Origin of the sequence: Pontimicrobium aquaticum (genome assembly GCF_005047595.1) — a bacterium.
GTDB classification, from domain to species: domain Bacteria; phylum Bacteroidota; class Bacteroidia; order Flavobacteriales; family Flavobacteriaceae; genus Pontimicrobium; species Pontimicrobium aquaticum.
Window position 1 is genome coordinate 327,110 of the sequence record NZ_SUPL01000001.1, and the last position, 13,226, is coordinate 340,335.

The 13,226-nt window shown below is 33.9% G+C and carries 15 protein-coding genes; 6 read left to right on the forward strand and 9 right to left on the reverse strand.

From position 1 onward, the window contains the following. Window positions 1–64: 64 nt before the first annotated feature. The 3 genes from E5167_RS01470 to E5167_RS01480 all read left to right on the forward strand — a co-directional run bounded on the left by E5167_RS01470 (window position 65) and on the right by E5167_RS01480 (window position 3,465). Complete coding sequence (locus E5167_RS01470; RefSeq protein WP_136840302.1) at window positions 65–1,150, forward strand: aromatic ring-hydroxylating oxygenase subunit alpha; 1,086 nt, start codon at window positions 65–67, stop codon at window positions 1,148–1,150. Window positions 1,151–1,275: 125 nt separating this feature from the next. Next, complete coding sequence (locus tag E5167_RS01475; RefSeq protein ID WP_136840304.1) at window positions 1,276–2,454, forward strand: acyl-CoA dehydrogenase family protein; 1,179 nt, start codon at window positions 1,276–1,278, stop codon at window positions 2,452–2,454. Between the two features lie 114 nt (window positions 2,455–2,568). Then, window positions 2,569–3,465, forward strand: coding sequence for a metallophosphoesterase family protein (locus tag E5167_RS01480; RefSeq protein ID WP_136840306.1), 897 nt, complete (start codon window positions 2,569–2,571; stop codon window positions 3,463–3,465). 99 nt (window positions 3,466–3,564) lie between these two features. Here the strand turns inward: E5167_RS01480 and E5167_RS01485 are convergent, their stop codons facing one another. The 7 genes from E5167_RS01485 to trmB form a co-directional block, all read right to left on the reverse strand. Beyond that, complete coding sequence (locus E5167_RS01485) at window positions 3,565–3,903, reverse strand: 2Fe-2S iron-sulfur cluster-binding family protein (RefSeq protein WP_136840308.1); 339 nt, start codon at window positions 3,901–3,903, stop codon at window positions 3,565–3,567. Next, window positions 3,903–4,964 (reverse strand): NAD(P)/FAD-dependent oxidoreductase, encoded by a 1,062-nt coding sequence (locus E5167_RS01490; RefSeq protein WP_136840310.1) that lies wholly within the window; start codon window positions 4,962–4,964, stop codon window positions 3,903–3,905. Before E5167_RS01490 ends, E5167_RS01485 begins: the two co-directional genes overlap by 1 nt. A gap of 66 nt (window positions 4,965–5,030) precedes the next feature. Beyond that, entirely contained in the window at window positions 5,031–5,273 is a 243-nt protein-coding gene (locus E5167_RS01495; RefSeq protein WP_136840886.1) for a NifU family protein, read from the reverse strand. Between the two features lie 6 nt (window positions 5,274–5,279). Further along, entirely contained in the window at window positions 5,280–6,416 is a 1,137-nt protein-coding gene (locus E5167_RS01500; RefSeq protein WP_136840312.1) for an Mrp/NBP35 family ATP-binding protein, read from the reverse strand. A 156-nt stretch (window positions 6,417–6,572) separates the two neighbouring features. Next, complete coding sequence (locus E5167_RS01505) at window positions 6,573–6,902, reverse strand: MGMT family protein (protein ID WP_136840314.1); 330 nt, start codon at window positions 6,900–6,902, stop codon at window positions 6,573–6,575. 3 nt (window positions 6,903–6,905) lie between these two features. Continuing rightward, on the reverse strand, window positions 6,906–7,535 hold the full coding sequence (locus E5167_RS01510) for a LysE family transporter (protein ID WP_136840316.1): 630 nt from the start codon (window positions 7,533–7,535) through the stop codon (window positions 6,906–6,908). Between the two features lie 3 nt (window positions 7,536–7,538). Continuing rightward, window positions 7,539–8,213, reverse strand: coding sequence for a tRNA (guanosine(46)-N7)-methyltransferase TrmB (gene trmB, locus E5167_RS01515; RefSeq protein WP_136840318.1), 675 nt, complete (start codon window positions 8,211–8,213; stop codon window positions 7,539–7,541). Between the two features lie 72 nt (window positions 8,214–8,285). On the opposite strand from trmB, the gene E5167_RS01520 reads away from it, so the two are divergent. Further along, window positions 8,286–9,341 carry a glycosyltransferase gene (locus E5167_RS01520; RefSeq protein WP_136840320.1) on the forward strand — a complete coding sequence of 352 codons (1,056 nt, stop codon included), beginning with the start codon at window positions 8,286–8,288 and terminating at the stop codon, window positions 9,339–9,341. Here E5167_RS01520 and E5167_RS01525 read toward each other — a convergent pair. Then, window positions 9,315–10,358, reverse strand: a complete 1,044-nt coding sequence (locus tag E5167_RS01525; RefSeq protein ID WP_136840322.1) for a sensor histidine kinase — start codon at window positions 10,356–10,358, stop codon at window positions 9,315–9,317. The two genes, E5167_RS01520 and E5167_RS01525, sit on opposite strands and share 27 nt — an antisense overlap. Further along, window positions 10,358–11,041, reverse strand: coding sequence for a response regulator (locus E5167_RS01530; RefSeq protein WP_136840323.1), 684 nt, complete (start codon window positions 11,039–11,041; stop codon window positions 10,358–10,360). Before E5167_RS01530 ends, E5167_RS01525 begins: the two co-directional genes overlap by 1 nt. Window positions 11,042–11,252: 211 nt before the next feature. Here E5167_RS01530 and E5167_RS01535 point away from each other — a divergent pair, with 211 nt between their 5' ends. Together E5167_RS01535 and E5167_RS01540 are read left to right on the forward strand one after the other, a co-directional pair. Then, on the forward strand, window positions 11,253–11,594 hold the full coding sequence (locus tag E5167_RS01535; RefSeq protein WP_136840325.1) for a T9SS type A sorting domain-containing protein: 342 nt from the start codon (window positions 11,253–11,255) through the stop codon (window positions 11,592–11,594). 111 nt (window positions 11,595–11,705) lie between these two features. Then, window positions 11,706–13,139 (forward strand): DUF5689 domain-containing protein, encoded by a 1,434-nt coding sequence (locus tag E5167_RS01540; protein WP_136840327.1) that lies wholly within the window; start codon window positions 11,706–11,708, stop codon window positions 13,137–13,139. The last annotated feature ends 87 nt before the right edge of the window (window positions 13,140–13,226 follow it).

Genomic DNA, 13,226 nt, shown 5'->3' on the forward strand with positions numbered 1-13,226 from the left:
AAGAGATAAGGTTTAATTACGTAAATTAGGAGCGACGTACGAATATACAATTATATTATTTTTAATGAAGACATATCATATCCATCCAGATATAAAAAAGGCTGAAACACTTCCTGCTAAATTTTATAAAGACGCCGAAACTTTTGAGGCTTTAAAAGAATATGTGTTTTTGAAATCTTGGCAATTTGTTGGTGATGAAAATCTGGTAAGACTTCCTCAATCTGTACATCCTTTTGTGTTATTAGATTCTTTTTTAACTGAACCTATGATGTTGACTCGAGATCAAGATGATGGAGTTAGTTGCTTAACTAATGTGTGTACGCATCGTGGTAATGTTGTAGCTTTACATTCTGGTAAATCTAAAAAATTAACCTGTATGTATCATGGAAGACGCTTTAACCTTAAAGGTGAATTTGAACATATGCCAGAATTTAATGACGCCGAAGATTTTCCCAGACCATGCGATAATTTACACCAATTTCCACTAAGGAAATTTGGACCTTTACTGTTTGCAGGTTTAAATCCTTCATTCGATTTCCAACAAGTGATTGATAAGATGAACGAACGTATTGGATTTTTACCTTTAGATGAGTTTCGTTTGGATAATTCTATTTCAAAAGACTTTTTAGTGCATGCACATTGGGCTTTGTATTGTGATAATTATTTAGAAGGCTTTCATGTGCCTTTTGTTCATGAAGACTTAAATGCAGTTTTAGATTACGGAAGCTATAAGACTGAAGTTTACGACTATTGTAATCTTCAAATTGGCTATACCGATGAAGCTACTGAAGTGTTTGATTTACCTATAGACCATATTGATTATGGCAAAAATGTTGCAGCCTATTATTATTGGGTATTCCCAAATATGATGTTCAATTTTTACCCTTGGGGATTATCTGTAAACGTAGTAAAACCCTTAGACATGAATCGTACAAAAGTATCATTCATGTCTTATGTATATGACCCATCAAAACTTGACAAAGGCGCAGGAAGTGGTCTTGAAAAAGTAGAACGAGAAGATGAGTTTGTGGTTGAGCATGTTCAAAAAGGTGTACGCTCGTCTTTTTATAAAGCAGGCCGCTTTTCTCCTACGCGAGAACAAGGTGTGCATCATTTTCATTTATTACTTAGTAAGTTTTTAAGCAGTTAAATTTCTCGTTAAAATCCTTAGTGATTCGTTTTGCTTTAGTTAAATTTGAAGCTCAAAATTAAAGCAGATGAATCGAGCATTTATGCGAACACCATCTGACAACTATTTAAAATAAAAATCACCAGATGAAACCAGATTTATTTGAAGCTCCAGATTACTACAATTTAGACGAGCTTTTATCCGAAGAACATAAATTAGTACGTGATGCAGCTAGAGAATGGGTAAAACGTGATGTATCACCTATCATAGAAGAATATGCTCAAAAGGCAGAATTCCCTAATCAAATTATAAATGGATTAGCTGACATTGGTGCTTTTGGGCCTTACATTCCAATGGAATATGGAGGCGCAGGATTAGACCAAATTTCTTACGGATTAATTATGCAAGAAATTGAGCGTGGCGATTCTGGTGTACGAAGCACAGCATCTGTGCAATCATCATTAGTGATGTATCCTATTTGGAAATATGGAAATGAAGAACAACGTCAAAAATATTTGCCAAAATTGGCTTCAGGCGAATGGATGGGTTGCTTTGGTTTAACCGAGCCTGACCACGGAAGTAATCCTGGAGGCATGACCACTAATTTTAAAGATATGGGAGACCATTATCTTTTAAATGGTGCTAAAATGTGGATTAGTAATGCTCCTTTTGCGCAAGTAGCTGTTGTTTGGGCTAAAAATGAAGAAGGTCGTATTCATGGGTTGATTGTAGAGCGTGGAATGGAAGGTTTTTCAACGCCAGAAACTCATAACAAGTGGTCACTTCGTGCTTCAGCAACTGGAGAGCTTATTTTCGACAATGTAAAAGTTCCAAAGGAAAATTTATTACCTAACAAATCAGGATTAGGAGCACCTCTTGGCTGCTTAGATTCTGCTCGTTATGGGATTGCTTGGGGAGCGATTGGTGCAGCAATGGATTGTTATGACACTGCACTCAGATATAGTAAAGAACGTATTCAGTTCGGAAAACCAATTGGACAATTTCAATTACAACAAAAAAAATTAGCCGAAATGATTACCGAAATCACTAAAGCACAATTATTAACTTGGAGACTTGGTGTACTACGTAACGAAGGCAAAGCCACCTCAGCACAAATTTCTATGGCAAAACGAAACAATGTTGATATGGCAATTAATATTGCTAGGGAAGCAAGACAGATGTTAGGAGGTATGGGAATTACTGGTGAGTATAGTATTATGCGTCACTCCATGAACTTAGAAAGTGTGATTACTTATGAAGGCACCCATGACATCCATTTGCTAATTACAGGTTTAGACATTACAGGGCTAAATGCTTTTAAATAGGTCGCTAAGCGACATTTAATTATCTCACTCTTGTGAATAATTATCCTTTTTAGTTTAACTAATGCTTCTATTTATTTAGGAGCATTTTTGTTGAAATTTATTTACATTTACTAAATGTCTTCAAAATCAAGATTAGATCGCGCATACAAAGAAGCAAAAACACTGTTGTTTGACAATTCCAGTAAATTTATTTTGTTTAGTGATTGTCACAGAGGCGATAATAGTTTTGCTGATGACTTTGCAAATAATCGAAATATTTATTTTCACGCTTTAAAGCATTATTATACTGAAGGATTTCAATATTGTGAACTTGGTGATGGCGACGAACTCTGGGAAAATTTGTCGTTTGATTCTATTTTAAATGCTCACAAGAACGTGTATATGCTTGTGAAACAATTTCATGAGCAAAAACGCTTACACATGATTTGGGGAAACCATGATATGATATATAGAAATCCTAGTTATGTTGAAAAACATTTATCTACTTACTTTGACCCCAAAATTGGTGAAGATGTTGAATTATTCTGTAATATTCAGTATCATGAAGGGATTGTTTTAAAGCATTCAGAAACGAATCAAGAGTTATTTTTAACGCACGGTCATCAAGCCGATTGGTGGAATTACACATTTTGGAGATGGAGTCGTTTTTTGGTTCGTGTGCTTTGGAAACCATTAAATGTCATGGGAATTGCAGACCCAACAAGTCCAGCAAAAAACTACAAAGAACTTATTAAAGTAGAGCGTCGAACAAAAAAATGGATTGCTGAAAACAACAATTTAATTACCATTGTTGGACATACGCATAGACCACGTTTTCCTCAACCTGGTGATATTGCATTTTTTAATGATGGTAGCTGTGTACACCCAAGAAGCATTACAGGCATTGAAATTGAAAATGGTGCTATTTCATTAATTAAATGGAGTATTGCGACTAAAGAAGATGGCACACTTCAAATCAAACGTACCTTACTAGAAGGCCCTCAAAAATTGATTGATTATAAAACAGAATAAATCTAAATATCATTACGAGCATAGCGAAGTAATCTATTTGTTTTCAACTCTAAATTAAAAAGATTGCCACATCCTTCGTCCTCGCAATGATAGTGCCAACTAACTTTCAGGAGCTAACTCGACTTCCAAACCATCCATGTCTGGTGTGATTTGAATTTGGCAACCCAAACGAGAATTATCCTTTACATAAAAGGCTTCACTTAGCATAGCTTCTTCGTCATCCTGCATTTCTGGAAGTTCATGATTTGACTTTACATAGCACTGGCAGGAAGCACACATCGCCATACCGCCACAAATACCAATAGTGCCTTCTGGTGCAAGTTCGTAAGCACGAACAACTTCCATAAGGTTCATAGCCATATCAGTTGGTGCATCAATAGTATGAGACACACCATCTCTATCAACAATTGTTATTTTAACGTCTTGATTTTCTTCCACTAATCAATCTTTTTAACTACTGCTTTAGGTGCTGTTTTACTTGTACCATCAAACCCATGAACACCACTTACGGTTGTATATTTTAGTACATATTTTTTTCCTGGATTAATAATTTGATAAGCAGCTTGACACATTAACGTTGCTTCATGGAAACCACACAAAATCAGCTTTAATTTTCCTGGATAGGTATTAACATCACCTATGGCAAAAATTCCTGGAATATTAGTTTGGTAATCTAAAGCATTATTTACTTTAATAGCATTTTTCTCAATTTCTAATCCCCAATTTGCAATTGGTCCAAGCTTAGGTGACAGCCCAAAAAGAGGCACAAAATGGTCGCATGTAATATTAAACTCCTTTAACTCCTCTCCTGATTGTTTTACTACAACACCTTCAACATGACCATTACCAATAATACCCATAACTTCGGCAGGAGTTACGAGATTGATTTTCCCCAGGTTTTTTAATTCTTGAACTTTCTCTACAGAATCGAGATGACCTCTAAACTCATTTCTTCTGTGTATCAAAGTTACTTCACTTGCAACATCAGATAAAAAAATACTCCAATCGAGAGCAGAATCTCCTCCTCCAGCAATCACTACTTTTTTATCTCTATATATTTCTGGATCTTTAATGATATATTCAACTCCTTTGTCTTCAAAATTTGCAATATTCGGAATTAGGGGTTTACGTGGCTCAAAACTTCCTAAACCTCCAGCAATAGCAACCACTGGTGCTTGATGCTTTGTGCCTTTATTTGTAGTGACAATAAAGGTGCCATCTTCTTGTTTTTCGATAGTTTCAGCACGCTCTCCTAAAGTAAACCCTGGTTCAAACTGCTTACATTGTTCCAAAAGCTTTTCGGTTAAATCTCCTGCAAGTATTTCGGGATAAGCAGGAATATCATAGATTGGTTTTTTTGGATATATTTCGGTACACTGTCCTCCTGGTTGTGGTAATGCATCTATTAAATGGCACTTTAATTTTAGTAGTCCTGCTTCAAAAACGGTAAATAATCCTGTAGGTCCAGCTCCAATAATGAGTATATCAGTAGAAATCATTAAAATTCAATTTATTAAGCGCAAAAATATTAATTAATAGTGTGGCAAAATGTGATAAAAGTCACTTTAGGCTTCAATATTGATAACACGTTCTATTTGAGGCGCATACTTTTTTATGGTCATTTCTACACCAGATTTAAGTGTCATTTGATTGACACTACAACTTGTACAAGCTCCTTCTAGTTGTACTTTTACTAATTTATCATCTTCGATTGCTAATAGCGAAATATCTCCTCCATCACTTTGCAAGAAAGGACGAATTTCATCCAATGCTTTTTCAATGTTTAGCTTAAGTTCTTCCGATGTCATCATATCTTATTTGTTTACTGCTGAGCATCCAGCCATTGTCGTTATTTTAATGGCTTCCGTTGGAGGCAAATCTTCATTTCTATTTACAACTTCTTGAACCACTTGTCGTGTCAAACCCTCAAAAGCTTCTTGTATTGGCGTTGCTGTTTGCATAGCAGCTGGTCGTCCAACATCACCTGCTTCCCTTACACTTTGAACTAAAGGAATCTCACCAAGGAAAGGTACTTTTAAATCTTCTGCTAAATTCTTAGCACCTTCTTGTCCGAAAATATAATATTTATTTTCAGGTAATTCTTGAGGTGTAAAATAAGACATATTCTCTACGATACCTAGTACTGGAACGTTGATATTTTCTTGCTGAAACATTGCCACTCCTTTTTTCGCATCTGCTAAAGCTACGTTTTGAGGTGTACTAACTACAACAGCTCCTGTTATTGGAAGTGATTGCATAATACTTAAGTGAATATCACCAGTTCCTGGAGGTAAATCTATAAGTAAAAAGTCTAACGCTCCCCAATCAGCATCAAAAATCATTTGATTTAATGCCTTTGCAGCCATAGGTCCACGCCAAATAACCGCTTGATTTGGTTCTGTAAAAAAGCCTATCGATAAAATTTTAACCCCATAATTTTCAACGGGTTTCATTTTAGATTTCCCTTCAATGTTAACTGCTAACGGTCGTGCATCTGCAACGTCGTACATAATTGGAATAGATGGTCCGTAAATATCGGCATCTAAAATACCTACCTTGAATCCCATTTTAGATAACGTTACAGCCATATTTGACGTAACTGTAGATTTTCCAACGCCACCTTTTCCTGAAGCAATGGCAACAATGTTTTTTATTCCAGGTATGGCATTCCCTTTTATTTGGTTAGAAGCATCAGCTTTTGGGGCATCAACTTTTACGTTCACTTTTACTTTAGCTTTTTCATACACAAGGTCATGAATGGTTTTCATGATATCCACCTCTGTACGTTTTTTTGCTTGTAAACTTGGATTTTTAATAGTAATATCAACAATAACTTCATCTGCAAAAGTCATTACATTCTTAACAGCACCACTTTCTATCATGTTTTGTCCTTCACCAGGAACTGCTATAGATTCTAATGCTTTTAATATATCTTCCTTGCTTAACTTCACGTGTATCTTATTTAGATTAATTCTAAGATGCAAATATAATTAATATAGCTGGAAGAGTGAAGCTAGAAGTTTGAAGTTTTTTATAGTACTATTATTGATTTCTATGGAATGTAAATTCAATATTATTTGTAAATTTTTCAAAAAATTAGGAAATAGTTACAATTCCCTAAAAGGATCCCAATATAGTTTTTCAAAATCTTGAATCTGGTTATCTATAACTTTAACACCTTCGCTTTCTAAAAGTTGCTGCATAAGGTTTGTACCATCAAAATGATGTTTGCCTGTTAGCAGCCCTTTTCTGTTAACCACACGATGCGCTGGCACATCTTTTCCGCTCGATCCATTCATGGCATAGCCAACCATACGTGCGCTTCTAGCTGCACCTAAATACTTTGCAATAGCTCCATAACTGGTTACTCGTCCATAAGGAATAAGTTTAGCTACTTCATATACCTTATCAAAAAAATTAAGTGTTTCAGGTTTCATTCGCTAAAGTTCTTTTATAATATTAATTAGTGTAAAAATTGCTATAACACCTGTTATTGAGCCTATAAAATAGTTCATGGTTTTTTGTGATGTTAACTTTTCATTTTTTATTTTATCGAAAAAGAAAATATAAATATACAGCATTACAAAAGTTCCTGTTGCTGCTCCAGCTACATAGGCAATAATGCTATACATTTCGAATGTTAGCCAACCAAAAGACGCTAACGTAATCGTCATATAGGCTTGATATGGAATAGGAAATACGTTTAATGCAGACAACAACACACCTTTAAAAAAGCTACTGCGCTTACTTATTATGCTTGCTTCAAGGTCTGGTTTAGGCTGTTTTCTCGCCAGCAACAAAAAATAGATAGTAATTAAAACAAATATCACAAACGCTACGCGCTGTAAAATATCAATCACCTCTGGATGGTTACTTAAATATTTCGCAAAAATTGTTGCAACATAGGTTTGCACACAAACTATTACACAAACACCTATTGAAAATAAAATACCATGATTTGAGCCTTCTTTTAAACTAATTTTAGCAGCAGTCATATTTAACAAACCAGGAGGAATAACACCAACCAATGCAATAATTAAACCTAAAAAGAAGATAACAGTAATGCCCACTAATTACTTTATTTTAAATCTAATATACGTAATTGGTTTGTTTTGTTCTAAATATTGGCTTTCATAAAATGTTTGAATACTAGTAACTTCTTCTGGACTGCCCTCTTGTTTATATACATTATGGTTAGCATAAAGTACCTCATGACCCTCGCCATGTAGTAATCCTAGCGTGTAACCATGCATAAACTCGCTGTCGGTTTTTAAGTTTATAACACCATTTGGTTTTAGTACTTTTTTATAACGTTTTAAAAACTTAGAGTTAGTCATTCTATGTTTTGTTCGCTTGTATTTTATTTGAGGATCTGGAAAAGTTATCCAAATTTCATCTACTTCATTTTCGGCAAATGCGTATTCAATAAGTTCAATTTGAGTGCGTAAAAAGGCTACGTTTTCAATTTGTTCTTCTATAGCTGTTTTGGCACCTCTCCAAAAACGTGCTCCTTTTATATCAATACCAATAAAGTTTTTGTTTGGATATTTTTTTGCTAATTCCACACTGTACTCACCTTTACCGCAACCTAATTCTAAAACTAGTGGATTATCATTTTTAAAAAATTCATGCCTCCAATTTCCCTTTAAATGATAGGTGTTTTCAACCAAATCTGCTCTAGTTGGCTGAAACACATTGTTAAAAGTTTCGTTTTCTTTAAATCTTTTGAGCTTATTTTTACTTCCCACGTGTTATTGATATTTGGGCAAAAATAAACAAATTAATGAGAGGCATTAATATCCTTATATTTGATTTTCATTATGAGCAAGAGAATTTTAATAGCCCCTTTAAACTGGGGATTAGGTCACGCTACACGATGCATACCAATTGTGAATGCCTTACTAAAATTTGGTTTTGACCCAATTATTGCAAGTGATGGAAACGCTTTATCGCTCTTACAAAAAGAGTTTCCCAATTTAAAAAGTATTGAGCTACCATCTTACAACATTACATACTCAAAAAATGGAAGTCATTTAAAATTAAAACTGCTGAAAGATGCACCAAAAATATTAAAAGCCATTAAAAAAGAGCACCTTGTTATTGAAGATTTGGTTACTAAAAATAAGATTGATGGCATTATTTCGGATAACCGATTTGGTGTTTGCTCAAAAACTGTTCCTTCAGTATATATTACACATCAATTGCATGTTTTAAGTGGGAGTACAACATTTATAAGCAGCAAGTTACACCAAAAAATCATTAGAAAATTCGATGAATGTTGGGTTCCTGATTTCGAAGAGCACAATAATCTTAGTGGTAAACTTGGTCATTTAAAAAACTTAAATGTTTCTATAAAATATATTGGAGCATTGAGTAGGTTTAAAAAAATAGATTTACCAAAAACCTATAATGTTATAGCTATATTATCTGGTCCTGAACCTCAGAGAACACTTTTAGAAAACAAACTTCTATTAGAATTAAATAATTACAGTGGAAATGTGATTTTAGTTAAAGGTGTAATCGAGCATGAGCAACAAATAATAACCCAAAATAATTTAACAATCTATAATTTTATGACCTCAACAGAACTACAAACAGCTATTAATGAAAGTGATTTAGTGTTGTCGCGTTCTGGTTATACTACCATTATGGATTTAGTCAAACTAGAAAAAAAAGCGTTTTTTATACCAACGCCAGGACAATTTGAACAAGAGTATTTAGCAAAAAAATTTAAAAAAGAAAACATTGCGCCTTTTTGTAATCAAAATGATTTTTTTGTTGAAAAGTTACAAGAAGCAAAAAACTACAAAGGGTTTTCGCCTATTAAAAGTAAAACTAATTATAAAGAATTATTTAGCCTTTTCGAGCGTGAATGAAAACTCACTTCCAATACCATACTCGCTTTCAACATATAGTTTTTCTTGATGCGCCTCAATAATGTGCTTAACAATGGCCAACCCTAATCCAGAGCCTCCTTCTTTTCGCGAGCCACTTTTATCAACCCTGTAGAAACGCTCAAATAATCTTGGAATATGAACCTTCTCTATACCTTCGCCATTATCGGTCACTCTTACAATAACTTTATTTTTAATAAGATTTTCTATGCTAACTTCTGTTGTCCCATTAATTTCTCCATATTTTATGGAATTTACAATTAAATTAGACAACACTTGTTGGATACGTTCTTTATCGCCATTTACCATTATAGGACGCTTATATTCCATATCGAAAGTGAGTGAGATTTTTTTCTTGGAGGCTTTCATTTCCAATAAGTCAAAAACGTTTTTCACCAACTCTACAATATCAAACGTTGTAACCTCCAATCTCAAATCACCAGCTTCAAACTTGGTAATCATATCCAAGTCCTTTATAATGTAGATTAATCGCTCTACACCCTTATCTGCTCTTTTTAAGTACTTTTCCCTAAGGGTTTCATTTTCGGCTGCGCCATCAATTAATGTACTAATATAACCTTGCACCATAAATAGTGGTGTTTTAAGTTCGTGTGATACATTGCCAATAAACTCCTTTCGGTATTGTTCACGTATTTTAAGAGCTTCTATTTCAATTTTTTTATTCCTAGCATACTTATCAATTTCCTGAGTAAGCGTTGCCATATCTGTGGTGATTTTATTTCTATCGAAGGTACTGGATTCCAACAACGTTAAATCGTCGTATATTTTTTTAACCCTCTTATAGATAAACTGTTGTACACGAAACTGAATTATGAGAAATGACACTAAAAAACACACTAAAGTAAAGGTTGCTATAGCTAGTATATTTAAAGAATAAAACACATACAAAAAAACACTCACAAAGAGTGTTAGGATTAACGTTATAAATATAGACGATTTAAACGCAAATTTATACGATCTTTTAAAGGTTTTTGCCATTAATCAACAAACTTATATCCAACGCCTTTTACTGTTTTAAACGTTTTGTCACCAATTTTTTCTCGAAGTTTTCTTATATGAACATCTATGGTTCGTCCTCCAACAACAACTTCATTTCCCCATACTTGGTCTAAAATTTCCTCTCTTTTAAAAACTTTTCCTGGTTTGGAGGTCAATAAAGATAATAATTCAAACTCTTTTCTAGGAAGAATAATTTCCTTTCCTTTTAATAGTATTTTATAAGCATCTCTATCGATGGTTAAATCACCTATTTTAACTACGTTTTCTTGTTTTTCTTGCTCTTTATAGCGCCTAAGTAAAGCTTTTACTTTACTAACTAATACCTTGGGTTTAATAGGCTTTGTAATATAATCGTCGGCTCCAGCTTCAAAACCTGCAACTTGCGAATAGTCTTCACCTCTAGCGGTTAAAAACGTTACCAATACATTTTTAAGTTCGGGAATAAGTCTAATTTGTTCACAAGCCTCAATGCCATCCATTTCAGGCATCATCACATCTAAAATAATAAGCTGTGGCTTTTCTTTTTTTGCTTTTTTTACAGCCTCAATGCCATTTTCGGCTGTTACAACTGTGTATCCTTCTGATGACAAGTTGTAACCAACAATCTCTAAAATATCGGGTTCATCATCAACTAAAAGTATTTTAATGTGCTTTTTATCCATTAGTGTTATGTCGTAAATTCTACACTACAAAGATAAAATTAAACAAAAAGAATAAGAATTAAATTAGGTTTAATAACATTTTGGTAACGTGCCTCTTACATTATTTTAACTTTTTCGACAAAACACTCCTTTTTTTAACAAGCCTTTGGTATAACTTTTGCAGTTCTTTTAGTAGCTTTACAAACAGTGATTAACAGCAGAACCCATTTTTATGAAAAAAAACTACATTTTTAAATTTTTAATTGTAACGATGCTTTTTGCATCTGTATCCTCTTTTGCGCAATCTAATGATGGAATTGCTGCAAAAAAGAACATTGAAAATATTGAGGGTTTAACCATTTTTCCAAACCCAGTAAACAATGGTAAAGTATATATAAGCACCAAACACAACCTTACTAAAAACATTGAAATATTTGATGTGTTAGGCAAAAAAGTGATCTCGCAAGTACTTTATGGTAAAGAACTTAAAATACAAGACCTAAATCCAGGGGTTTATATTTTAAAAATTAAAGAAGGTAAATTCTCTGCTACACGTAAATTAGTAGTACGATAGTTTAACAAAACGTTATATTTATATGAAAAACAGCCTTTTAGGGCTGTTTTTTTGCATTTAAACGTAAAATTTTTCTTATATTAGGTGTCCTAATTAATTAATCCTCGTTTTATGAAAAAATTTTACTTTTTATTTAGTGCCCTTTTTATAACCTCTTTGTCCTTTGGGCAATTAGTCATTAATGAAATTGATGCTGATTCTCCTGGAACCGACGCGGCTGAGTTTATTGAATTGAAATGGACCCCAAATACCTCTCTTGATGGTTTTGTTGTAGTTCTATTTAATGGCTCTGATGATTTAAGTTACGATGCATTTGATTTAGATGGTTATAGTACTGACGCAAACGGATTCTTCATTCTAGCAAACACTGCCCTAATATCTCCTGGTGATTACGATATTCCACCTGGAGGATCCGGAGCAATTCAAAATGGAGCAGATGCTATTGCTATATACCAAGATGATGGCTCAAACTGGCCAAATGACACAGCTATCACTCTTACAAATCTAATAGATGTTATTGTATATGACACTAATGATAGTGATGATGCAGGCTTGTTATCTGGATTTTCAGTATCTACTCAATATAATGAAGGAGCTAATGGTAATAAGGATGGACATTCTTTACAAAGACAAGGAGATGGTACCTTTGAAGCCTTAAGCCCTACATTTAGAGCAGATAACGCTACACCTTCTGGACCAGTTCAAGTAGCTAATATAGCCGCGCTTAAAACTGATGTAGATGCCAATGGTGCTGGAGGATCATATGAGCTTCAGAGTACACCAACCATAACTTACACTAGGGTTTCCAGAAATCAAAAATACATACAAGATGCCACAGGTGGCATTTTAATTGATGATGCCTCAGGAACCATTACCACATCTTTCTCTGTTGGAGATGGTATGAGTGGTTTAGTCGGTACTGCTTCTATATATAATGGTATTTTACAATTTGTACCAACACAAGATGCGTCTGTTGCAGCTGGTTCAACAATTACTCCTGAAGTGGTAACCATAGCAAACCTCTTAGCAAATGTTGATGATTATGAGTCTAAATTGGTTAGAATAAATACTGTAAGTTTTACAGAAGCTGGTGGCACCTTTGCTACTGGCACTGATTACACTATTAATGATGCTTCCTCTCGTGGAGGTTCAAGTATGACTTTTAGGACTAGCTTTAGTGAAGCAGATTATATTGGACAAACTATTCCTTCTGGAAATGTTAATATGGAAGTTTTAGTTGGTGAATTTAATGGCACTCCTCAAGTAACTGGAATTGATATGGCTGGTATCACCCTTTCAACCAAAGAAAACCAAATAGATGGTTTTGAGTTATATCCTAACCCAACATCAAGTGCGTTCGTAAATATTTTTAGCGATAAACGTACACCAATGAAGGTAAGTGTGTTTGATATTTTAGGTAAACAAGTAATACAAAAAACTATTACTAACAATCGTTTAAATGTCTCTAACCTAACTACTGGTGTGTATATTTTAAGAGCAGAACAAGACCATGCTTTTACCACACGAAAATTAGTAATTAACTAATTATAATTAAATAGAATTAAAAAAAGCGTTGCCAATGGCAACGCTTTTTTATTTTATATACTTTTGTTCTCGATACATCCAGACGTT

Excerpts from the sequence above, each read along its gene's own strand:
- E5167_RS01520 (WP_136840320.1), top strand. The coding sequence starts at position 8,286 with ATGAGCAAGAGAATTTTAATAGCCCCTTTAAACTGGGGATTAGGTCAC.
- E5167_RS01525 (WP_136840322.1), bottom strand. The coding sequence starts at position 10,358 with ATGGCAAAAACCTTTAAAAGATCGTATAAATTTGCGTTTAAATCGTCT.
- E5167_RS01535 (WP_136840325.1), top strand. The coding sequence starts at position 11,253 with ATGAAAAAAAACTACATTTTTAAATTTTTAATTGTAACGATGCTTTTT.
- E5167_RS01475 (WP_136840304.1), top strand. The coding sequence starts at position 1,276 with ATGAAACCAGATTTATTTGAAGCTCCAGATTACTACAATTTAGACGAG.
- E5167_RS01495 (WP_136840886.1), bottom strand. The coding sequence starts at position 5,273 with ATGACATCGGAAGAACTTAAGCTAAACATTGAAAAAGCATTGGATGAA.
- E5167_RS01530 (WP_136840323.1), bottom strand. The coding sequence starts at position 11,041 with ATGGATAAAAAGCACATTAAAATACTTTTAGTTGATGATGAACCCGAT.
- E5167_RS01480 (WP_136840306.1), top strand. The coding sequence starts at position 2,569 with ATGTCTTCAAAATCAAGATTAGATCGCGCATACAAAGAAGCAAAAACA.
- E5167_RS01540 (WP_136840327.1), top strand. The coding sequence starts at position 11,706 with ATGAAAAAATTTTACTTTTTATTTAGTGCCCTTTTTATAACCTCTTTG.
- E5167_RS01490 (WP_136840310.1), bottom strand. The coding sequence starts at position 4,964 with ATGATTTCTACTGATATACTCATTATTGGAGCTGGACCTACAGGATTA.
- E5167_RS01470 (WP_136840302.1), top strand. The coding sequence starts at position 65 with ATGAAGACATATCATATCCATCCAGATATAAAAAAGGCTGAAACACTT.
- E5167_RS01505 (WP_136840314.1), bottom strand. The coding sequence starts at position 6,902 with ATGAAACCTGAAACACTTAATTTTTTTGATAAGGTATATGAAGTAGCT.